Genomic DNA, 21389 nt, shown 5'->3' with positions numbered 1-21389 from the left:
TCCAAACCGCGAAAACGGCGGTTTGGTTCTGACATTCTAGCGCGGATACACTTCGCCCTTAGCAGCGCGCAGCGTGTTGAGCAGCAACATAGCGATGGTCATGGGGCCTACTCCGCCCGGTACTGGCGTGATGTAGCTGGCCTGTGGGGCTACCTCCGCAAAATTCACGTCGCCCTTCAGCACGAAGCCCGACTTGCGGCTGGCATCCTCTACTCGCGTGGTGCCCACGTCAATGACTACCGCGCCGGGTTTCACCATGTCACCCGTCACGAACTCCGGCCGACCCAGCGCCGCTACTATGATATCAGCCTGGCGGGTAATTTCCACAAGGTTAGCCGTGCGCGAGTGGCATAAAGTAACGGTGCAGTTGCCAGGCTCTAAATTCTTAGCCAGCAATATACTAACCGGCGTACCTACAATGTTGGAACGTCCAATTACCACACAATGCTTACCACTGGTTTTGATGCCGTATCGCTTCAGCAGCTCCACAATGCCCGAGGGGGTAGCGGGTAGCAGGGCGGGCAGCCCGGCCACCATGCGACCCAGGTTCATGGGGTGGAAACCGTCCACGTCCTTTTCGGGCCGCACGGCCTCAATCACCTTTTCGGCGTTGATGTGCTTGGGCAGGGGAAGCTGCACAATAAAGCCGTCGATTTCGGGGTCCTGGTTCAGCTCCTCCACCTTCGCCAGCAGCTCCGCTTCGGTGATGGTGTCCTCGTAGCGCAGCAGCGTGCTGCCGTAGCCTACCCGCTCGCAGGCCAGCACTTTGTTGCGCACGTAGGTTTCGGAACCACCGTCGTGGCCGACGAGAATGGCTGCCAAGTGCGGCACTTTCTGGCTGGCAGCTTTTAGCTGCTCTACTTCGGCGGCAATTTCAACTTTGATGTCCTCAGCGGTTTTCTTGCCGTCGATGAGGTGGTAGGTAGCAGCTTCGGGGGCTGGGGTCATATTGATGCGGGTTTACTCTTGGTCGGTTTTGGCTTTGTTTTCGTGGGCCGCAATGGCAGCGTTGCCGGCTTCCGTCAGAGATTTTTCCATAGCGGGCCAATCGTCGCGCCACCGGAACTTACGCTCCTGGCCTTTGATAATTTTTTCCAGTTGCTCCTGACTTTTGCAGTTCTTGGTGATGTTCTCAGACATGGGATGAATGTGTAATCATACAACGCCGTGTCAAGAAGTGTATGAGGTGAAAAAACAAAGGGCCAGCAAAAAGCGCGGCCCGTTTCCGGAGCCGCGCTTTTATGCATTAGTCAATCTTCAGTACTGCCAGGAATGCTTCCTGCGGGATTTCCACGGAGCCCACTTGGCGCATCCGTTTCTTACCTTCTTTCTGCTTTTCCAGCAGCTTACGCTTACGCGAGATGTCGCCGCCATAGCACTTGGCAATTACGTTTTTGCGCAGGGCTTTCACCGTTTCGCGGGCCACGATTTTTTGGCCGATAGAAGCCTGAATGGCAATTTCAAACTGCTGGCGGGGCAATAGCTCGCGCAGCTTTTCGCAGAGGCGCTTGCCCCACTCGTAGCTCTTGCTGCGGTGCACGATGGCCGACAGCGCGTCTACCTTTTCTCCGTTCAGCATGATATCCAGCTTCACCATGTCCGACTCACGGAAGCCAATCAGCTCGTAGTCCAGCGAAGCGTAGCCGCGTGAGATGGTTTTGAGCTTGTCGAAGAAGTCGAACACGATTTCCGACAGCGGCAGCTCGAAGGTCATTTCTACCCGCTCAGAAGTTAGGTAGCTTTGGCCTTTGATGATGCCGCGCTTCTCCATGCAGAGCGTGATGATGGAGCCAACGTAATCGGCGGCCGTGATGATCTGGGCCTTGATGAACGGCTCCTCGATGAACTTCACCGTGTTAGGCTCCGGCATCTCGGAGGGCGCGTTGATGATGTACTCCTGGTCCTTAGTCCCGGTGGCGTGGAACTGCACCGAGGGCACGGTGGTAATCACCGTCATGTCGAACTCGCGCTCCAGGCGCTCCTGCACGATTTCCATGTGCAGCATGCCCAGGAAGCCGCAGCGGAAGCCGAAACCCAGGGCCGCCGACGTTTCGGGCTCCCACACCAGGGCGGCGTCGTTGAGCTGGAGCTTTTCCATGCACGAGCGCAACTCCTCGTACTCGGTGGTATCCACGGGGTAGATACCGGCAAATACCATCGGCTTCACGTCCTCGAAGCCGTGGATGGCTTCTTTGGTGGGGTTCAGCACGTTGGTAATCGTGTCGCCTACCTTCACCTCGCGGGCTTCCTTGATTCCCGAAATCAGGTAGCCCACGTTGCCGGCGCGCATTTCGGGGCGGGGCTCTTGTTTGAGGCCCAGGATGCCGATTTCGTCGGCGCCGTACTCTTTGCCGGTGGCCATGAAGCGGAGCTTGTCGCCCTTGCGCATGGTGCCGTTCTTGATGCGAAACAGCACCTCAATGCCCCGATAGGAGTTGAATACCGAGTCAAAAATCAGGGCTTGCAGGGGGGCTTCCGGGTCGCCTTTGGGCGCGGGGATTCGCTCGCAGATGGCATTCAGGATTTCCTCGATGCCGATGCCGGCCTTGCCCGAGGCGTGGATGATTTCGCCCCGGTCGCAGCCGATGAGGTCCACAATCTCGTCCGACACCTCCTCCGGCATGGAGTGGGGCAGGTCGATTTTGTTGAGCACCGGAATGATGGTGAGGTCGGAGCCGATGGCCAGGTAGAGGTTGCTAATGGTCTGCGCCTCAATACCCTGCGACGAGTCCACGATCAACAGCGCGCCTTCGCAGGCAGCAATGGAGCGGGATACTTCGTAGCTGAAATCGACGTGGCCGGGCGTATCAATCAGGTTGAGCGTGTATTGCTCGCCCTGGTACTGATACTGCATCTGGATGGCGTGGCTCTTGATGGTGATACCTCGCTCCCGCTCCAGGTCCATGTTGTCGAGCAGCTGGGCTTGCATGTCGCGCTGGGCCACAGTCTGGGTGAATTCCAGCAGGCGGTCGGCCAGGGTGCTCTTGCCGTGGTCGATGTGAGCAATGATGCAGAAATTACGAATGTTCTTCACTAGAGGCGGTTTTTGCAACCGCGAAGTTACGCAAACCGGCCCGCAAAAGCTAGCTGCCGGCGCAAGTGCCGTGCGGCGTTTAAGCTCGTCCAAAACGCGCCAGGTAACCCATTCGTTTAAAGAAAGCCCTACCCTACCGTCAGTCACCAGCCCCGGCAGGGGTAGGCTTCGTTTCATTTTACTACCCCCTCCACCGCCATGAGCATCAAAGTAAACCAGAAGGCCGTGACCTTCGCCAAGCAGCTGATCAAAGACGGCAAGATCAAGAACGACTCCGGCCACTGGAGTCAGCACAACCCCGATACGGCCGCCGAAAACAAGTTTATCGACCAGCACGAAATGGAAGAGTATGCCAAGTGGCACCTCGGTGTAGACACCAGCATGGGCGAGGACACCAAAGGCCGCTACAAATTCCCGTACGGCGACTTCAAAACCGTGCACCGCGACGGCCTACTAGCGGCCAAGGAGCACGCCGCCCAGCAAGGCTACCACGACATTGAAAAGGCCGCCGACGAGCTGGAACAAGCCCTGGAAAAAGCGGCTAACTCCAAGTAAACGAGGCGCACACCGTTCCGCGGCTTGAGGATGAGTCCTGCAAGCTGCGGAACGATTTATGGAAGTTTTTGCTCCTCCTTTCAACCTACAAAATTCGCGTCTCCCTCGGCTGTCGGTAGTCCTTTTGCGTTGATAGGGTACTACACACTCGTGTACCTACCTCCTTTATGACGCAAGCTACTCCCTTAGAAGATTATGGCCTGGTTGGTAACCTGCACACAGTTGCATTGGTATCCAACAAAGGCTCAATAGATTACCTGCCTTTCACCCGCTTCGACTCCCCTACCATCTTTGCGGCGTTGCTAGATGCCGAGAAAGGTGGCTATTGGTCCCTGGCGCCCGCCGATGAGGGGGTGCAATCCAAACAGCTTTATCTACCCAATACCGGCATCCTACTGACGCGCTTTTACTCCAAGGGCGGCATTGCCGAACTGACGGATTTCATGCCTGTGAAGCACCACCGCCAGAACTGCGCTGTGGTGCGGATGGTGCGCGTTATCAAGGGCAGCTTGACGTTTACCATGCACTGCTGCCCCCGTTTCGACTATGCTCGCGCGTCGCACGAGTTGGTGCAGCAGGAGAATGATTTGCTTTTCCGCAGCACCGGCGAGAAGGACTTTCAGTTTCGTCTGCTCGGCGACCGGCCATTACAGCCCACTAAAGCCGGCGATGCAACCGGCACCTGGACGCTGACGGCGGGTGACACAGCCAATTTTGTGATTGAAGCCACGCCCGCTGACGACCCTTCTTTTATTGCCCGCGACCTGGCGCACTACACCGAAGGCGCTTTCCAGGATACACTCACATACTGGCGCGAGTGGATTGAAAGCAGCACTTATATTGGCCGTTGGCGCGAAACGGTGTTGCGCTCCGCCATCACGCTCAAGCTGCTGACCTCGCTGCAATTTGGCTCCACGGTGGCCGCCGCCACTTTCGGCCTGCCCGAATGCGTAGGTGGTGCCCGCAACTGGGACTACCGCTTCACCTGGATTCGCGACGCGGCCTTCACTATGTATGCGTTTCTGCGACTGGGCTTTACCACCGAGTCAAAGGCTTTTTTACACTGGATTATGGACCGCTGCAACCAGCTGCAAGACGCCGCCGATTTGCAGCTGATGTATGCCGTAGATGGCTCCACTGACTTGCCAGAAAAGGAGCTGTCACACTTGGCTGGCTACCGCGACTCCCGCCCGGTACGCATTGGCAACGGCGCGGCGCAGCAGTTTCAGCTCGATATCTACGGCGAGCTGCTGGATACCATTTATCTCTACAACAAATACGGCGGCGCCATCACCTACGACTTCTGGAAGCACGTAGCGCGGCTGGTGGATTTTGTGGCGGAAAACTGGCAGGAAGATGACCACGGCATGTGGGAGGTGCGCGACGAGGAGCGGCAGTTTATCTCGGCCAAGATGATGTGCTGGGTGGCGCTGGACCGTGGCATTCAGATTGCCAACGACCGCTCGTTTCCGGCCCCGTTGGAAAAGTGGTACAAGGTGCGCGACGAGATTTACAAAGAGGTGTTTGACAACTACTGGAGCGAGGAAAAACAAGCTTTCGTGCAGTACAAAGGCGGTGATGTACTGGATGCTACCGTGCTGCTGCTACCGCTGGTGCGCATGTTCAGCCCCGCCGAGCCGCGCTGGCAGTCTACCATGCGTGCCCTCGAAAAAGAGCTGGTCATCGACTCCTTGATGTACCGCTACCACGTGGGCGGGGGCGCCTCCGATGGCTTGGAGGGCGAAGAAGGCACCTTCACGATGTGCTCGTTCTGGTACATTGAGAACCTGTCGCGGGCGGGTGATTTGGATAAGGCTACCTTGCTGTTTGAGAAGCTGCTCGGCTTTGCGAGTCCGCTGGGCTTATACTCCGAGCAGATTGGGTCGGCCGGTGAGCAGATTGGCAACTACCCGCAGGCCTTCACCCACCTGGCCCTTATCAGCGCCGCGTTCCAGCTCAACCGCGACCTGGATGAGCGCCACAGCGGCAAGCAGCAGCAAGGGCACAACTTTGTGGGGTAGAGCAGCTTGCGTTGAACGGGTCTGATATAGTACAACCACCGTCGATACGTGCTATCAGCGGTGGTTGCGCGCTTTAGAGGTAGGGCTTGCAACGTTTGGCCGCCGCCGCTCACTCTATTGGCTACATCATTCCCCTATACATGCTAGCCTCCTTTCTTTTCCTGCCGTTCTCATCGCTCTTTTTGCAGGCGCCTACCCCATCCATCACCAACGCCACTACCCATGCCGCCGTACCCTACGCATCCGTTGGGGTACAGGGGAAGCCTATTGGTACAGTAGCCGATGCCCAGGGGCATTTCGACCCGCAGCACCTCGCGGCGGCCGCCCCAACCGATACCATTGTGATTTCCTGCGTGGGCTATCGGCCCTACAAAGTGGTAGCGGCCGAGCTGCTGCGCCATGCAAGCATCGAGCTGACGCCCCAGGCCCAAACCTTGGCCGAAGTACAGGTGCGGGCCAACAGCTGGAAGCGCCACCGCGTGGGCCGCGACGGCACGTGGGGCTTCACGTACTACAATTTTCACCTGGCCACCGACAAGAGCCCGGCCAGCATTCCTGGCCGTGAGGTAGGCACCATTTTGCACGTGAAACCGGGTAGCTACCTGGAAGACGCGCACGTGTACTTGGGACGCCGCAACTACAAGAATTTGCGCTTCCGCCTCAACGTGCGTGCCCTCGACGCCAACGACCACCCAGCCGCCAGCCTCCTCACCCAAGACGTGCAGTTTGCCGTGCCCGACGATGCGCCCGGCGGCTGGCAGCACATCGACCTGAAACCTTACCAGGTTTGTGTAGGTGACAACCAGCGCGTGGCCGTGACGATTGAATGGCTAGCCGGCTCCGAAATAAAAGAGGATGCGACTGAATGGGGCCGGCTGTTAATTCCAGCCGCCCTCTCGGCCACGCACCGCATGGTATTTCGTGAGAAGTCGGAGGACCAGTGGCAGGTGCAACCCATCAACCTGAGCCTGTACGTGACGGTGGCAAGCCCACGGGGGTAGGCTACTGCTACCCCTTTTGCGTATGTTTACTCTATGCCTACTGTCTTCGATAACGGACCGATTATTTTGGGTGGCCCCTACCTGGAGCGCATGACGGACGACGAATTCTTCACGTTCTGTCAGCAGCACCCTGAGCTACGCGTCGAGCGCACCGCCCATCACGAAATTGTACTTATGTCGCCTACCGGCAGCCGCTCCGGCAAACGCAACGCCCGCCTGAATCTACAACTCGGCAAATGGTGGGAGCAACAATCCCATCTAGGTGAAATTTTTGATTCCAACACCGGCTTCACGCTGCCTGACGGCTCTGTCCTGTCGCCGGATGCGTCCTGGGTCTCGGCGGCGAAGTGGAACGCGTTGACCCAGGAGCAGCAGGACAAGTTTGCCCCGGTGTGCCCGGAGTTTGTGGTGGAACTGCAATCGGCTTCCGATTCAACCAAAGTTCTTCAGGCTAAGATGCTTGATTGGCTCCGCAACGGTGCCCAGCTGGCGTGGCTGCTGGTCCCCGAATCGGAAACCGCCTACCTCTACCGCCCCGGCCAGCCGGAGCCAGAGGTAGTGCAAGGCTTTGAGAATGAGTTGTCGGGTGAGGACGTGCTGCCGGGGTTCCGGCTGCGGCTGACGGAGTTGGGGTAGCTATGTATTTAATTGATCCTCAATGGCATTTTCGATTTCGGGTAGAAAATTTGAAATATGGCACGCCAGCGACGTGTCAACACGCGACGGACTCGGGTGGGAATTATGGGAAATCACCTCTTCTGGACGTGTTTTGCTGATTGAGATTTTTCGACATGATGATCTAAAAAAGATTGACTTCGCAACTTTCGCAAGCGTAGATGTTCCCTTTGAAGTCATTGAAATATTACTACAAGATTTCAGTAAGGGCGGAAAAGATTTTATTGACTATTCACAATGGGAGTAACCTTTCTGTAACTCCTAAAACTTCAAGTTGATTTACCTCGCCTCGGCCCCGCCGGGGCTTTTTTGTGTGCTTTGCAACGCCACGCCGCCCGGCTGCACTCTCCTAGCTGTATCAACGCTACAGCTTTATGCGCCTTATCCTAGTACTCGGAATTTTCTTACTTCTCTATCGTCCTATCCTGCTAGTTGGCCAAACCCTGCAAGGGCAAGTACACCATGATTCAACCGCCGTGCCCGTGCCGTTTGCGTCGGTTGGGGTGAAAGGTAGGGCCTTGGGAACTGTGGCAGATACTCAAGGGCACTTCAGTTTTCCAGACTCGCCGGACCTTGCGGCGACGGATACCGTGGTGGTCACGTGCGTAGGCTACCAGCCGGCCCGACTGGTAGTGCGTCAGTTACGGCAACAGCCTGTAACTATCCAGCTACGGAAGCAGCCGCAGACGCTGCAGGAAGTCGTGATACGGCACCAGCAATTACGCCGGAAAACGCTGGGACACACAGGGAAAGTGGGGCTAGCAGACTGGGGGACAGGCAGCATGCCGAATGACAGCACCTATCGGCGTGATATGCGAGGTAAAGAATTCGGCACGTTCCTTACACCGGCTCGCAACTGCTATGTAGACGATTTCAACCTATACATTCGCGGCAATACCTTCCGAGAAGTGCGGTTGCGGCTACTGTTTTATACCGTCCGCGACGGGCGGCCCGCGGAACTGTTGGTTCCGGCTGATATACAGTTTACGATACCCAACCAGTATGTAGGCTGGTTTACAGTTGACTTGCGGCCCTACACTATACAGCTGGCCAAACAGCAGAAAATAGCCGTTGCCATGCAATGGCTGAGCAGCGAAGGCGATACGACTACCCGGCAGTGGTTTGGCATTCCGGCGGTATTTCCGGCGGCGTTGCACCGCGTGTTCGGCCGGGATAAAAGTCAGGCTCAGTGGAAGTCCTTCCCCATGCAGCCTAGTCTATACCTCACGGTGCAGAGCTGGCGGTAGGGGCGCGTGGCACGCGCCCGTCGTTGCTGACGTTGTTTGGGCGTATAGCCTACGTAACTGGCGGGGGCCTGCAAAGCAGCCCTACCGCCTATTTCGTACCTTAGCCTACCCAAACTACCCACCCCACCCGATTATGCAAACCACCCCCGTAGCTCCCTATAAACCCAAAAACCACGTTCGCATCGTCACGGCTGCTGCCTTGTTCGATGGGCACGACGCAGCCATCAACATCATGCGCCGCATCATTCAGAGCAGCGGCGCCGAAGTCATTCACCTGGGCCACAACCGCTCGGTGCAGGAGATTGTGGACTGCGCCGTGCAGGAAGATGCGCAGGCCATTGCCATTACCAGCTACCAGGGCGGGCACAACGAGTACTTTAAGTACATGCACGACCTGCTGCAGGAGCGCGGCGCGGGCCACATCCGCATCTTCGGCGGCGGCGGCGGCGTGATTCTGCCCTCCGAGATTGAGGAGCTGATGCAGTACGGCATCACCCGCATCTACTCGCCCGACGACGGCCGCGCCCTGGGCCTACAAGGCATGATCAACGACCTGCTGGAAAAGGCTGACTTCCCGACCGGCCAGCACCTCAACGGCGAGGTGAAGCACCTGAAAGAGAAAGACGCCCGCAGCATCGGCCGCCTGATTTCGGCTGCCGAAAACTTCCCGCAGGAGTTCGAGCGGGTGCGGCAAGAGGTGTCGTCCCCCGGTCCGACGGCGCAGCCGTCCGACCGGTCGTCGTTGCTGACGCCCGCGCCGAGCGAACCGGCCGCACCGGTAGCAAGTGAAGCTGCTCCTGAATCAGCAACGACTACAACGACAACCGGTCGGACGCCTACGGCGTCGGACCGGCAGACGGCTCCTATTTTAGGCATCACCGGCACCGGTGGGGCAGGCAAGTCCAGCCTCGTGGACGAGCTGGTGCGGCGCTTTCTGCTCGACTTTCCTGATAAGACCATTGCCATCATTTCCGTCGACCCCAGCAAGCGCAAGACCGGCGGGGCGCTTCTAGGCGACCGGATTCGGATGAACGCCATCAACTCGCCGCGGGTGTATATGCGCAGCCTCGCTACCCGCCAGAGCAACCTGGCGCTCAGCAAGTACGTGCAGGACGCCGTGGACGTGGTGCGCGCCGCCGACTTCGACCTGATTATCCTCGAAACCTCCGGCATTGGGCAGTCCGACACGGAAATAACCGAGCACTCCGACGCCAGCCTCTACGTGATGACACCCGAGTACGGCGCCGCTACCCAGCTGGAAAAGATTGACATGCTGGACTTTGCCGACGTCATCGCCCTCAACAAGTTCGACAAGCGCGGCGCCCTCGACGCCCTGCGCGACGTGCGCAAGCAGTATCAGCGCAACCACCAGCAGTGGGACGCGCCGCTGGACCAGATGCCGGTGTTCGGCACCATTGCCTCCCAGTTCAACGACCCCGGCATGAACCGCCTCTACCGGGCCGTGCTGCACGTGCTGGAGGAAAAAACGGGCGCTACCTTTGCCTCGCACCTAGAAACGCCGGTGGGCGAATCGGAGAAGATTTATATCATTCCGCCCCACCGCACGCGTTATCTTTCTGAAATAGCCGAAACCAACCGCCAATATGACCAGTGGGTCCAGCAACAATCCGCAACTGCCCAGCAGCTTTTCGGACTTCAGCAAAGTGTCGAAACCGTCCGCAGCCTCGGGGCCGGAAGCCCTAGCGGAGCCAGCGGGAGCAGCCCAGGACTCGACGCCGGCACACTCGTGGCCGGCCTGGAGGCCGCATTCGAGGAAGTCAAGCTGCGGCTGGACGGGCAAAACTGGAAACTCCTGGAAACCTGGCCGCACAAGGTAGCCGCCTATAAAGCGCCGGAGTTTGTGTTTAAGGTGCGCGACAAAGAAATCCGCATCCAGACGCACACCCAGAGCCTCTCGGGCCAGCAGATTCCCAAGGTGTCCCTACCCCGCTACACGGCCTGGGGCGACTTGCTGCGCTGGCAGCTCCAGGAAAACGTGCCCGGCGAGTTTCCTTACACAGCCGGCGTGTTTCCGTTTAAGCGCGAGGGCGAAGACCCTACCCGCATGTTTGCCGGCGAAGGCGGTCCCGAGCGCACCAACCGGCGCTTCCACTACGTGAGCATGGGCCTACCCGCCAAGCGCCTGAGCACGGCCTTCGACTCGGTGACGCTCTACGGCGAGGACCCCGACCACCGGCCCGACATCTATGGCAAAATCGGCAACGCGGGCGTGAGCATTTGCTGCCTCGACGACGCCAAGAAGCTCTACTCCGGCTTCAACCTGGCCAACCCCAGCACGTCGGTGAGCATGACCATCAACGGCCCCGCCGCCACGCTGGCCGCTTTCTTCATGAATGCCGCCATCGACCAGCAGTGCGAGCTATATATTAAGGAGAACGGGCTGGAAGACGAAGTCAACCAGAAAATCGACTCCTTATATAAAGAATACGGCCAGCCCCGCCCCCGCTACCAAGGCGCCCTACCCGAAGGCAACGACGGGCTGGGCCTGCTGCTCCTCGGCGTCACCGGCGACCAGGTCCTACCCGCCGACGTGTACGCCCCCATCAAGGCGCGCACCCTCTCGCAGGTGCGCGGCACCGTGCAGGCCGATATCCTGAAGGAAGACCAGGCTCAGAACACCTGCATCTTCAGCACCGAGTTTGCCCTGCGCCTGATGGGCGACGTGCAGGAGTACTTCATCCAGGAGAAGGTGCGCAACTTCTACTCCGTCTCGATTTCGGGCTACCACATTGCCGAGGCGGGCGCCAACCCCATCACCCAACTGGCCCTTACCCTCAGCAACGGCTTCACCTTTGTGGAGTACTACGTGAGCCGGGGCATGGACGTGAACGACTTCGCGCCCAACCTGTCGTTCTTCTTCTCCAACGGCATCGACCCCGAGTACGCCGTGATTGGCCGCGTGGCGCGCCGCATCTGGGCCAAGGCCATGAAGCTGAAGTACGGCGCCAACGCCCGCTCGCAGATGTTGAAGTACCACATCCAGACCTCAGGCCGCAGCCTGCACGCCCAGGAAATCGACTTCAACGATATCCGTACCACGTTGCAGGCGCTCTACGCCATCTACGACAACTGCAACTCCCTGCACACCAACGCCTACGATGAGGCCATCACCACGCCCACGGAGGAGTCGGTGCGCCGGGCTATGGCTATCCAGCTCATCATAAACCGCGAGCTGGGCCTGGCAAAAAACGAAAACCCGATCCAGGGCTCCTTCATCATCGAGGAGCTGACCGACCTGGTAGAGGAAGCCGTATTGGCCGAGTTTGACCGTATCACGGAGCGCGGCGGCGTGCTGGGCGCCATGGAAACCATGTACCAGCGCGGCAAGATTCAGGAGGAAAGCATGCACTACGAGATGCTGAAGCACACGGGCGAGTATCCCATCATCGGCGTGAATACCTTCCTCTCCTCCAAAGGCTCGCCCACGGTCATCCCGGCCGAGGTTATCCGGGCCACGGAGGAGGAAAAGCAGTACCAAATCACGATGCTGGAAGCCCTGCACGCCCGCAACCACGGCACCGCCGAGCAGCGCCTGAAACAGCTGCAACAAGTCGCCATTGCCAACGGAAATCTGTTCGAGGAGCTGATGGAAACCGTGAAGTTCTGCTCGCTCGGGCAGGTGACGAATGCGCTGTTTGAGGTAGGCGGGCAGTACCGGCGAAATATGTAAGCGGCAGTTACTTTGGCTGAATGAGAACGGGTGCTACCTTGTGGAGGTAGCACCCGTTTTTGTAATCGTTTTTCTCTTTTGTCGTAATATGAAGTCACCACTATTCATTAGCTCGATTGAGCTATTAGCTCATGCAACAGAGCTATTTGGAAGCAAGAATCCAAAAAAATATAAATTTATAATATTACACTTGACTAATTCAATTGAACTAATGCTAAAAGACCGACTACTATCATGTGGCCACTCCATTTACAGCCCTAAAAATCAAAATCTAACCCTGACTATTTGGGATACTTTCACATCTCTTGACGGCAAAGGAATATCCATTCCAGAAAAACCCATCATTGAACTCCTAGTAGACGACAGAAACACTATCCAACACAGATTTGGTTTTCCCAACGAGGAATCTGTCTTTTATTATCTGTCAGCTACTAAAGATTTTTTACAAAGATTTTTAAAAGACGAGTATAATGTTGATTTAGCAGAAGAACTAAAGCCACACCTTAAAAATGACTATCTAGAATTAATTGGGTTATCAGACAGTGAAACCACAAACTTAAATAAACTAAAGGAAGTATCTCCTGAAATGGCAATATTACAAATTAGTAGTGATATTGAAAGAGAAACGCGTGAAATTTTGGAGCCATACAAAGAATCAAAAGAAGCTTCAGACCAAGAATTTAGAAATAAATACTTTTACAAATTTTGGAATAAAGCAGAACCGATAATTTCCGCATTAATGATTTCTAAGCATGTATCACATGGGCGATACGAAGAACTAGCAGATAAATACAAAATATTTTCCCAATTACGGGTTGAAATATCCCACGGAAGCCTAAATAATAAAGAGATTACAAAGGAAAGGATACAAGAAATATTTAACGATGGATTGGAAATTTTCAATATAATAAAGGAAGCAAAGGAAAAAAGCGTATTCAGTACTGAGATTTTAGACAAAGCATTCGCTTTGTAGGGGAATGATTACTGTCAATAATCTACTACTCAAAAAGTCTCAGCCTCCGCAGTCGTCCTAGCGGCCAGCCGGTACCGCGCCGCTCGGAGTCGCCCAGGCGGCGCGGAGCGTTTCCTATCGTATCACGAACGAATCAAATCGTATCAAATCGTATCAACCCGTAGCTTTGCCGCATGGACGAACACGTACACACCATGCGCGTGACGCTGGATTGGGCGTTGCTGGGCACCATCAGCAAGCTGGACCGGTTTGATGCCAGTTGGTCGGCTATTGAACGGCGGGAAGGCCAGACGCTTAAGCAGCTCAAAGCTATTGCCACGGTACGTAGCGTAGGCGCCTCTACCCGCATCGAGGGTTCGCGCCTGAGCGACGAGGAAGTGGACGTGCTGCTGCGCAACACGGATATCAGCAAGCTCGAAGACCGCGACGCACAGGAGGTAGTCGGCTACTTTCAGGTGCTGGATCTGATTTCCGAATCCTACCCCGATATCGACATCAGCGAGAACAGTCTCAAAGGCCTGCACAACCACCTGCTGCGTTTTAGCCGCAAAGACGAGTGGCACCGCGGCAACTACAAGCAGCACAGCAACGCCGTGGAAGCGTCCCTACCCGACGGTACCCGGCAAGTTATCTTCCAGACCACCGCGCCCGGCTTCGCCACCGAAGATGCCATGCGCGAGTTGGTAGCCTGGTTTCACCACGACGAGGCCACACACCCGCTGGTGAAGTGCGCCCTGTTTGCCTACGATTTCGTCAGTATCCACCCCTTTCAGGACGGCAACGGTCGCCTGAGCCGCCTGCTGGCTACCTTGCTTCTGCTGCGGCACGGCTACATCTGGATTCAGTACGTGAGCCTGGAGCACGAAATCGAAAACCGCAAGACGGAGTATTACCGGGTGTTGCAGCAGTGCCAGTCGCAGCGGCCGGGGGAGAATGTTTCGGCCTGGCTGGCCTTCTTTTTCGATGCCCTATTGAATGTGCAGCAACAACTGCTGCAAAAGCTGACCGTGCAGGAAGCGGCCACGCAACTGTCACCCCGCGAAAAAGCGGTCCTAGGCTTTATCGGGAATCACCCCGGCTGCAAGTCGGGTCAAATAGCCGAAAAGCTTGACATTCCTGGACCATCCGTGAAGCGTACGTTGGCGGAGCTGATGGCCCAAGGGCGAATTGAAAAGCAGGGCCAAGGCCCCGCTACAGTTTACTACCTGCTATAGCGAAAAAGCCCCAGCCTCCCCAGCCGCCGCAGCGGCCAGCCAGTACCGCGCCGCTCGGAGTCGTCTGGGCGGCGTTTTCGTAGGCGGTTCCGGCGGATGTGGAGACGCATATTTGCGTCTCAAGCGTTGCTGATGTTGTTTATCTTGGGTTTTATCCAAGCGGTGTAGTTCAACGACGAGACGCGAATACGCGTCTCTACATCGTTGGGCGGTGTCGTTTACCTGCTTCTATGATTCGTTATGGATACCGAATTATTTAAGGACCAATACCGCGTGGCCACGGCCCGGCTGCGGGGCTATGATTATGGGCAGAACGGCGCGTACTTCGTGACCATCTGCACGCGAAATCGGGTGCGCTACTTCGGAGAGATGGAGGTATCAGCCCAGGATTGGACCAGAGCCTACCTACGTCCTACCCCGTTAGCCGCTATTGCCGCGGCCTGCTAGCAGCAGATTCCGGTGCGGTTTCCTTTTGTAGTGCTGGATGCTTTCGTTGTGATGCCCGACCATATACACAGTCTGCTACTCGTCGATAAGCCAATCGAAACTACCCCTTCGCTCTATTATGAAAATCGCTTTGCCCCACAGCACGACAATTTGGCGGCTATTCTGCGCGGCTATAAAGCCGGCGTCACGTCGCAGGCCCGGCAGGCGGGCTTGGCTTTTCAATGGCAAGCGCGCTTCCACGACCGGGTAGTGCGCAATGGTCAGGAACTAGAAAAGATTCGACACTACATTCTCAACAATCCCAGCCGCTGGCAACACGAGCAGTTCGGCGAAGAAGGATTGTACCGGTAGCCGCGTTGAACGTGTAGAGACGCATATTTGCGTCTCTTCGTCCGCGCCGCCAAGAAATCGTTCGGGCGTCAGTCGTTCAACGATGAGACGCAAGTATGCGTCTCTACAGCCCGTGCTGTCACAACCGCACCAGCGACACAGAGTCTACCCTCCTCTCTCAGAACTTTCGCCCCCGCCCCGGGTTAAGACCCTGTTCCCATTCGCGCACCAGCAATAAAAACTCAATGAAATCCCTCCTTATCCTCGCGGCTGCCCTGGCTACAGTTGCCACGTCGGTGCAGGCGCAAACCGCCCCCTCTACCCCCGCGCCGCGCGCGGCCGCCGACCAGATTGCCACCAAGAAGGGCCCACTCACGGTTCAGCCTATTACCCACGGCAGCGTGGTGTTTTCGTGGAACGGTAAGACCATTTACGTGGACCCCTACGGCGGGGCAGCTGCCTATGCCGGCCTGGCCGCCCCCGATATTATCCTGATTACCGACATTCATGGCGACCACCTGGACCCGAAGACGCTGGCGGGTCTTTCTGTGGGCAAGGCTCTGATGGTAGTGCCCCAGGCAGTAGCCGATAAGCTGCCCGCCGAGTACAAAGCCCAGGTCCGCATCCTGGGCAACGGGCAGCAGCTTGATACGCTGGGCCTGCAGGTTTCGGCCATTCCGATGTACAACCTGCCCGAAGCGCCCGACGCGCCGCACACCAAAGGCCGGGGCAATGGCTACGTGCTGAACCTGGGCGGCAAGAACGTGTACCTGTCCGGCGACACCGAAGACATTGCCGAGATGCGCGCCCTCAAGGGTATCGATGTAGCATTTGTGTGCATGAACCTGCCCTATACCATGGATGTGCAACAGGCCGCGCAGGGCGTATTAGCCTTCAAGCCTGGCATTGTGTATCCGTATCACTACCGGGGCCAGAACGGCCTGAGCGACGTGGACGGCTTCAAGAAAACCGTGAACACAGCCAACAAGAAAATTGACGTTCGGCTGCGCAACTGGTATCCGGCGGCCCAGTAAGCCAACCCCATAACGCAGAACGTCCTGCCAGGCACCGGACTCAGCAGAACGTTCTGCCCCCCGAATTGGTGCGAGTTTAGATGCCGCCGTAGCTCGTGACCAGCTATACTGTGGCGGCTGTACCTCCCCGGCCGCCACGCGGCGAGCCGGAACCGCGCCGCTTGTAGAGGTGCGGGCGGCGCGGTTTGTTTACAAAGTTACTCTTCCGCCAGTAGCGGCATTACTTCTTGCTTTAACTGCGGCAGGTGGCGCACGACGGTACTTCAAACCATTTCATCTAGCCACAATAAGTCAAACCAAAACCGCGCCGCCTGGAGCTATCCAGGCGGCGCGGCTTTCTAATGGTAAGAAGAGAAGAATACTTCCCTTACCCTTGGCCTTGCTCAGCGAGGATGCGCTGGGCGATGTCGGTGTGTTTGTCGTCGGCTTGTTTGGCTTCTTGCACGGAGGCTTTCAGCTCTTGCTCGGTTTGGGTGAGGCCGGCGGAGGCAGCGTATGAGGCCACCGTGCCGAAGGAAGCAATCCAGTAGTGCAGGGCCATTTGGCCGCTGGCAATGATGCCCAGGTCGCGCACGGTGTCGGTGTCGGCTTGCGCCCGAATCTCTTTGCTCACTTTATAGTGCGCTTCCAGGATTTCGTTGTCTTGGCTGCTTACGCCACCTACCTCTTCAATGGCGCGGTCGATACGCTTGGCCCACTCTTTGGAGGTTTCGTTGCCTTCCTTGAGAGCCGCTTTCAGCTCGGGGTGCGTGGCATCGTTGAGGATTTCGTCGGTTGCTTTGGCGGCTACTTCGCTGCCGGCTCGCTGAGCCGATAGGCCGTCTTTGATGAGTTGTTTCAGGTCGTCGGATTTCATAATCACAGAAGGATAAAAAGGAAGGGTGAGAATCATTTATTCTACCCTTTCAACGACCCTTTTGCTGATTGGTTAGCTCCTCCTAACAGTGCCAAAGCTCGCGGGCTATCATGCCATTACTACTTATTTATCAATATTTTACACTTTCTATGCAACTCCTGAATCCTTATTGACACGAAAGACATTTGACGTCTATTAGTCTGTAAATCCTATTGCAGTTGTTGCGTCAGAGTTGAGGTTATGCTTCAGCTTTCTGCCACGAAGCAACCCATAGTAGTCAAGGGTATAGCGTTGCAGCCACTGCGCCCTAATGCCGCCCCAATGCACGAAGCTTCCATGGAGTCAATCGTTCTTTCGTGATACTACCCGTTGCCCGAAAAGAAGGTAACTGGGAAGGGTACTGTGGCAGTTACATCCGCGGCGGAAGCAGAGGAACCCCTAGCGCCGAGTCAGTAAAATGACAATATCCTGTAGAAAAAGCACCCCTAGATTAAGAAGCGGGAGGTAGTCGAACGCCGATATGATCCTAGCTGACGCGGAGGTAGCACGGCCTACCTCGCGGTTGGCACGGCTGGAAACGGGCTGTAACGCCCGTGACCCCGCGGGCAAACCGCTCCGACAGGACACGCTGCCCACGCTAGCTAGCCCCAATTTTAATTTCCTTATGCATGTCGCAACGGGCCTTCCCCCTTCTGTGCCTTTAGGGGTAGTATGCCCTCTTTCTGACTAAAAAGCGAAGGCAACACTTCTACTCGATCAGGAAGCGCTGCCCAAAGCTCCGCAAATGCCTAGCTTTACTCTCATGCGCACGGTTTTCACTACTCAAGGCCTACTCTTCTTCCTGCTGCTTGTGGGCATGGCTGCTTGTTCCTCGTCGGACCAGCAAACCAGCGACCCAGCCCAGGCCGCAGACCCTACCTATACCCGGCAGCGCATCGTGGTATCCGACTCGTTGCACCGGGGCCGCATCCTCGACCGGCACGACTCGGTGCTGGTAGATACGCGCCCGCAGTACCTGCTGAAACTCCCGCGCCGCCTGCTCGATACGCTGGCGCTGGGCCAGCTGCTGGGCTGGGATTCTACCACCGTGCGGCAGCGTCTTGCCGATGCCTTACCCTACGGCCGGGCTTCGGCCGGCTACCCCATCCAGCTCCGCCTCACGGCCCGGGAAGCCGAGCGGGTACGCCGCGACAGCAGCGCCACCGCGCTGCAAAAGCTGGTACTCACCCAGCAGCGCCAGCGCGTGTACACTACCAATGCGGGTGCGCCCGTGCTGGGCTACCTGGGTGCCGAGGCGCAAAGCTTCTACCGTCAGGCCCGGCGCACCCAGCGCGGCCGCTTCTACCGCCTGCGCAATGGTGGGGTCGAAACCTATTATAATGGGTTGCTGACCGGCCACCACGGCTACTTGCACCCATTGGTAGATGCACAGGGCAACCAGCACGGCACCTGGGCGCAGGATACCATTTTTCAGCAAGGCCAGGATATCCACCTCACCATCGATGCGAAGCTACAGGCCTACGCCGAAAAGCTATTGGGCGGCCGCAAGGGCTACCTGGTAGCCCTGGACCCCAGCACCGGCGAAATCCTCGCCTACGTGTCGGCGCCGGTGTACCCGGCCAGCACCATCACCGCCCCCGACCAGGCGGGCGTGCGCACCCAGCTGCTGCAAGATGCCGACATGCCGCTGCTGAACCGGCCGGCCATGCTGGCCAACCCGCCGGGCTCGGTGTTTAAGCTGGTGAATGCCGCCGCCGCGTTGCAGCTGGGTGCCATTAGTCCTACCACCGGGTTTCGCTGCGACCAATCGTTGGTGCGTTGCGTGCATCATCACCCCCAGGCCAACAGCCTGACGGCGGGCCTGCAGTACAGCTGCAATCCTTATTTCTATCAGGTGATGCAGCAGCTTATCAACCGCGTGCCCGACTCGCTGGCCCAAGACTCGGCGGCCGCTCGCCATGCCAATCTGGCGTTGTGGCGGCGCTACGTGCGGTCCTTTGGGCTAGACTCGGTGCTGGGGACTGATGTAGCCCGCGAGGCGCCCGGCTTTCTCCCTACCCCCGCCTACTACGACAAGACTCGCGGCACCAAGCAGTGGACCTACCGCTCTATCTATTCGCTCAGCATTGGGCAGGGCGAAATTAACCTGACGGGCTTGCAAATGGCCAATATGGCGGCCATTGTGGCCAACCGCGGCTGGTACTACCTGCCCCACCTGGTGCGTAGCGTGGGCAACAACGGTCCCCTACCCCGCTTCCGCGAAAAGCACCATACCCTGATTGATAGCGCCAACTTTGCGGCGCTGCTGCCCGGCATGGTAGCCGTGATGCAGCGCGGCGGCACCGCCGAAGCCTCCAGCCTCTCGGATGTGGGCATCACGGTGGCCGGCAAAACCGGCACTGTGCAAAACGACGAGGGCGACGACCACGCCGCTTTCGTCGGTTTTGCCCCGGCTGATAATCCGAAGATAGCCGTGGCGGTATACCTCGAAAATGCGGGTTTTGGGGCTACGGCCGCCGCGCCCTGTGCCGTGCTGGTGATGGAGAAATACCTACGCGGCAGCATTGCGCCCAAGCGCAAGCGCTGGGAGCGGCGGATACAAAGCAGGGCCGAGCGCGCACCACTAATCAAAGCACCGCCCAAAAAACCAGTAGTAGCTGACAGCGTATCCCACTAACCTTCCTCTATAACTATGCAAGCTTCACCTGCCAATTACCAGCCCATGGACCGTCCGGAAATAGTTGTTCGATTTGCCGACCTACGCCGATTGGCCTGTGAAGTACCGCCCTTTTTGGCGGATTTTGTTGGCGTAAAAAACGAGCCGTGGACGTTGCGGACCGCTGTGGAAGACGATTGGGGGGTAGCTGGATTAGATACAGAAGAACTGCTGCTCGCATTCGGCGAAAAGTACCGGGTTGATTTAACCAAATTCGACTTTACAGACTTTATCAGCCCCGAAGGCATTTCATCGTGGCCAGGATTTCTAGTAACGATTCTTTTGCCAATCCTGCTGTCTTTGTGGCTGATCAAAACGGCAGTAGCTAGCCTGTGTTGGCTATTCAATAGGTCGTGGGCGTCTGCTGTCTGGCGCTTTAGCCTGACCGGAATCTTTGCTAAGCCCCGTCCGCTCACTGAAGTCCTGACAACGGGTGACTTTGTAGCCTCAGCCGTTGCGGGGCGGTTTGTAAAGCGCGAGCGGGTACGGCTCGTACTGGCTGGCCGGTAGTTGGCTGTGTCGCGAAAACGGTTTTCAGTTGCCGCAACGCAAAAACAATCAACTCATACAGCTACATAGAACCTGCACGGACCGAGCCAGTTTACTTAACACCCTCCCACTCATCTAAACTGCCTCTCCTTTATGCCTTCCACCATCATCATTGCCCTCAACTCCGCCCAACCACTCACCGTCAACCGGTTGGGCTACGGCACCATGCGCCTACCTGGCCCAGAGGTATGGGGCGAGCCGGCCAACCGGCCCGAGGCCCTGCAAATCCTCCACACGGCCATAGAAAACGGCGTCAACTTTCTCGACACGGCCGATTATTACGGCGAGGACGTCACCAACCGTCTCATCCGCGAGGCACTGCATCCCTACCCATCAGACCTGGTCATCTGCACCAAGGTAGGCGCCACCCGCCGGTCCGATAAAAGCTGGGTACCCTTTAACCGGCCCGAGCAACTGCGCCAGAGCATCGAAAACAACCTGCGCACCCTGGGTCAGGAGCAGATCCAGTTGGTGCACCTACGCCTGATGGGCCCCGGCGCGGTGCCCCTAGACGAGCAGTTGGGCGCCATGTTTGAGATGCAGCGCGAGGGCAAAATCCTGCACGTGGGCCTCAGCAACGTGACCCGCGAGGAGCTGGAAACCGGCTTGCAGTTGGGCGACATTGCCACCGTGGAAAACATGTACGGCTACGCCCAGCGCACCACGCTAGCGCACGCGCACGGCCACAACCCCGGCGGCGAGGAAGTGCTGGACCTCTGCGAAGCCCGCGAAATTCCGCTGATTCCGTTCTTTTCGCTCCTGCACGCCCTACCCAAGCAACTCGATAAAATCGGAGAGGTAGCCCGCCGCCACCACGCTACACCCGCCCAGATTAACATTGCCTGGCAGCTGCATAAGTCGCCCTGGATTCTGCCGATTCCGGGCACCTCGTCGCTGGCGCACTTGCGCGAGAACCTGGCGGCAGCCGCTATTCAGCTGAGCGCGGAGGACATGGCGTATTTGGGGTAGGAAGCCTTGAAGCATAGTCAATAGGGCGGCCTACCGACAAAGTTTGTTTCTTGTAGGCCCGCACCTTTCAACTTTCT

19 protein-coding genes and 1 pseudogene are annotated in these 21389 nt (G+C 57.4%); 16 read left to right on the top strand and 4 right to left on the bottom strand.

Going from position 1 to position 21389, the window contains the following annotated elements; genetic code table 11:
* Positions 1-36 precede the first annotated feature (36 nt).
* The 3 genes from H8B15_RS02075 to lepA all read right to left on the bottom strand — a co-directional run bounded on the left by H8B15_RS02075 (position 37) and on the right by lepA (position 3034).
* Positions 37-948, bottom strand: a complete 912-nt coding sequence (locus H8B15_RS02075; protein WP_187317986.1) for a bifunctional 5,10-methylenetetrahydrofolate dehydrogenase/5,10-methenyltetrahydrofolate cyclohydrolase — start codon at positions 946-948, stop codon at positions 37-39.
* A 12-nt stretch (positions 949-960) separates the two neighbouring features.
* On the bottom strand, positions 961-1140 hold the full coding sequence (locus H8B15_RS02070; protein WP_187317985.1) for a hypothetical protein: 180 nt from the start codon (positions 1138-1140) through the stop codon (positions 961-963).
* Positions 1141-1246: 106 nt separating this feature from the next.
* A complete protein-coding gene (gene lepA / locus H8B15_RS02065; RefSeq protein WP_187318051.1) occupies positions 1247-3034 on the bottom strand; it encodes a translation elongation factor 4 in 1788 nt (595 codons plus the stop codon).
* A gap of 198 nt (positions 3035-3232) precedes the next feature.
* On the opposite strand from lepA, the gene H8B15_RS02060 reads away from it, so the two are divergent.
* The 13 genes and pseudogenes from H8B15_RS02060 (at position 3233) to H8B15_RS02005 (ending at position 16222) form a co-directional block, all read left to right on the top strand.
* On the top strand, positions 3233-3589 hold the full coding sequence (locus H8B15_RS02060) for a hypothetical protein (protein ID WP_187317984.1): 357 nt from the start codon (positions 3233-3235) through the stop codon (positions 3587-3589).
* Between the two features lie 167 nt (positions 3590-3756).
* A complete protein-coding gene (locus H8B15_RS02055) occupies positions 3757-5610 on the top strand; it encodes a glycoside hydrolase family 15 protein (RefSeq protein ID WP_187317983.1) in 1854 nt (617 codons plus the stop codon).
* A gap of 140 nt (positions 5611-5750) precedes the next feature.
* Positions 5751-6611 carry a carboxypeptidase-like regulatory domain-containing protein gene (locus H8B15_RS02050; RefSeq protein ID WP_187317982.1) on the top strand — a complete coding sequence of 287 codons (861 nt, stop codon included), beginning with the start codon at positions 5751-5753 and terminating at the stop codon, positions 6609-6611.
* 33 nt (positions 6612-6644) lie between these two features.
* Positions 6645-7247 (top strand): Uma2 family endonuclease, encoded by a 603-nt coding sequence (locus tag H8B15_RS02045; protein WP_216859040.1) that lies wholly within the window; start codon positions 6645-6647, stop codon positions 7245-7247.
* A gap of 22 nt (positions 7248-7269) precedes the next feature.
* Positions 7270-7533 carry a hypothetical protein gene (locus H8B15_RS02040; RefSeq protein WP_187317981.1) on the top strand — a complete coding sequence of 88 codons (264 nt, stop codon included), beginning with the start codon at positions 7270-7272 and terminating at the stop codon, positions 7531-7533.
* 127 nt (positions 7534-7660) lie between these two features.
* A pseudogene (locus H8B15_RS21340) lies at positions 7661-7981 on the top strand (carboxypeptidase-like regulatory domain-containing protein); the annotation flags it as partial.
* A 117-nt stretch (positions 7982-8098) separates the two neighbouring features.
* Positions 8099-8533: a hypothetical protein gene (locus tag H8B15_RS20930; protein ID WP_246455269.1), complete on the top strand. Its 435-nt coding sequence runs from the start codon at positions 8099-8101 to the stop codon at positions 8531-8533.
* Between the two features lie 133 nt (positions 8534-8666).
* A complete protein-coding gene (locus H8B15_RS02030; protein WP_187317979.1) occupies positions 8667-12224 on the top strand; it encodes a methylmalonyl-CoA mutase family protein in 3558 nt (1185 codons plus the stop codon).
* 88 nt (positions 12225-12312) lie between these two features.
* Positions 12313-13197: a hypothetical protein gene (locus tag H8B15_RS02025; RefSeq protein ID WP_187317978.1), complete on the top strand. Its 885-nt coding sequence runs from the start codon at positions 12313-12315 to the stop codon at positions 13195-13197.
* Positions 13198-13370: 173 nt separating this feature from the next.
* A complete protein-coding gene (locus tag H8B15_RS02020; RefSeq protein WP_187317977.1) occupies positions 13371-14411 on the top strand; it encodes a Fic family protein in 1041 nt (346 codons plus the stop codon).
* 240 nt (positions 14412-14651) lie between these two features.
* On the top strand, positions 14652-14858 hold the full coding sequence (locus H8B15_RS02015) for a hypothetical protein (RefSeq protein WP_187317976.1): 207 nt from the start codon (positions 14652-14654) through the stop codon (positions 14856-14858).
* A 51-nt stretch (positions 14859-14909) separates the two neighbouring features.
* Positions 14910-15209, top strand: a complete 300-nt coding sequence (locus H8B15_RS02010; RefSeq protein ID WP_187317975.1) for a hypothetical protein — start codon at positions 14910-14912, stop codon at positions 15207-15209.
* A gap of 224 nt (positions 15210-15433) precedes the next feature.
* Positions 15434-16222 (top strand): MBL fold metallo-hydrolase, encoded by a 789-nt coding sequence (locus H8B15_RS02005; RefSeq protein ID WP_187317974.1) that lies wholly within the window; start codon positions 15434-15436, stop codon positions 16220-16222.
* Between the two features lie 367 nt (positions 16223-16589).
* Here H8B15_RS02005 and H8B15_RS02000 read toward each other — a convergent pair whose 3' ends face one another.
* Complete coding sequence (locus H8B15_RS02000; protein WP_187317973.1) at positions 16590-17078, bottom strand: YciE/YciF ferroxidase family protein; 489 nt, start codon at positions 17076-17078, stop codon at positions 16590-16592.
* Positions 17079-17880: 802 nt separating this feature from the next.
* Between H8B15_RS02000 and H8B15_RS01995 the strand changes: the two genes are divergently transcribed.
* The 3 genes from H8B15_RS01995 to H8B15_RS01985 all read left to right on the top strand — a co-directional run bounded on the left by H8B15_RS01995 (position 17881) and on the right by H8B15_RS01985 (position 21312).
* Positions 17881-19755, top strand: a complete 1875-nt coding sequence (locus tag H8B15_RS01995) for a peptidoglycan D,D-transpeptidase FtsI family protein (protein WP_187317972.1) — start codon at positions 17881-17883, stop codon at positions 19753-19755.
* A gap of 15 nt (positions 19756-19770) precedes the next feature.
* Complete coding sequence (locus H8B15_RS01990) at positions 19771-20304, top strand: DUF1493 family protein (protein ID WP_187317971.1); 534 nt, start codon at positions 19771-19773, stop codon at positions 20302-20304.
* 132 nt (positions 20305-20436) lie between these two features.
* Positions 20437-21312, top strand: a complete 876-nt coding sequence (locus tag H8B15_RS01985; RefSeq protein WP_187317970.1) for an aldo/keto reductase — start codon at positions 20437-20439, stop codon at positions 21310-21312.
* Positions 21313-21389: the final 77 nt, after the last annotated feature.

Origin of the sequence: Hymenobacter citatus, assembly GCF_014333615.1 — a bacterium.
GTDB classification, from domain to species: domain Bacteria; phylum Bacteroidota; class Bacteroidia; order Cytophagales; family Hymenobacteraceae; genus Hymenobacter; species Hymenobacter citatus.
Note: the sequence above shows the minus strand (reverse complement) of the source record. Positions and strands in the feature narration are given on the sequence as shown.

Bases quoted from the DNA above. Each gene is read 5' to 3' on its own strand.
- H8B15_RS02075 (WP_187317986.1), bottom strand. From the start codon at position 948: ATGACCCCAGCCCCCGAAGCTGCTACCTACCACCTCATCGACGGCAAG.
- H8B15_RS02070 (WP_187317985.1), bottom strand. From the start codon at position 1,140: ATGTCTGAGAACATCACCAAGAACTGCAAAAGTCAGGAGCAACTGGAA.
- H8B15_RS02060 (WP_187317984.1), top strand. From the start codon at position 3,233: ATGAGCATCAAAGTAAACCAGAAGGCCGTGACCTTCGCCAAGCAGCTG.
- H8B15_RS02055 (WP_187317983.1), top strand. From the start codon at position 3,757: ATGACGCAAGCTACTCCCTTAGAAGATTATGGCCTGGTTGGTAACCTG.
- H8B15_RS02050 (WP_187317982.1), top strand. From the start codon at position 5,751: ATGCTAGCCTCCTTTCTTTTCCTGCCGTTCTCATCGCTCTTTTTGCAG.
- H8B15_RS02045 (WP_216859040.1), top strand. From the start codon at position 6,645: ATGCCTACTGTCTTCGATAACGGACCGATTATTTTGGGTGGCCCCTAC.
- H8B15_RS02040 (WP_187317981.1), top strand. From the start codon at position 7,270: ATGGCATTTTCGATTTCGGGTAGAAAATTTGAAATATGGCACGCCAGC.
- H8B15_RS20930 (WP_246455269.1), top strand. From the start codon at position 8,099: ATGCGAGGTAAAGAATTCGGCACGTTCCTTACACCGGCTCGCAACTGC.
- H8B15_RS02030 (WP_187317979.1), top strand. From the start codon at position 8,667: ATGCAAACCACCCCCGTAGCTCCCTATAAACCCAAAAACCACGTTCGC.
- H8B15_RS02025 (WP_187317978.1), top strand. From the start codon at position 12,313: ATGAAGTCACCACTATTCATTAGCTCGATTGAGCTATTAGCTCATGCA.
- H8B15_RS02020 (WP_187317977.1), top strand. From the start codon at position 13,371: ATGGACGAACACGTACACACCATGCGCGTGACGCTGGATTGGGCGTTG.
- H8B15_RS02015 (WP_187317976.1), top strand. From the start codon at position 14,652: ATGGATACCGAATTATTTAAGGACCAATACCGCGTGGCCACGGCCCGG.
- H8B15_RS02010 (WP_187317975.1), top strand. From the start codon at position 14,910: ATGCCCGACCATATACACAGTCTGCTACTCGTCGATAAGCCAATCGAA.
- H8B15_RS02005 (WP_187317974.1), top strand. From the start codon at position 15,434: ATGAAATCCCTCCTTATCCTCGCGGCTGCCCTGGCTACAGTTGCCACG.
- H8B15_RS02000 (WP_187317973.1), bottom strand. From the start codon at position 17,078: ATGAAATCCGACGACCTGAAACAACTCATCAAAGACGGCCTATCGGCT.
- H8B15_RS01995 (WP_187317972.1), top strand. From the start codon at position 17,881: ATGCGCACGGTTTTCACTACTCAAGGCCTACTCTTCTTCCTGCTGCTT.
- H8B15_RS01990 (WP_187317971.1), top strand. From the start codon at position 19,771: ATGCAAGCTTCACCTGCCAATTACCAGCCCATGGACCGTCCGGAAATA.
- H8B15_RS01985 (WP_187317970.1), top strand. From the start codon at position 20,437: ATGCCTTCCACCATCATCATTGCCCTCAACTCCGCCCAACCACTCACC.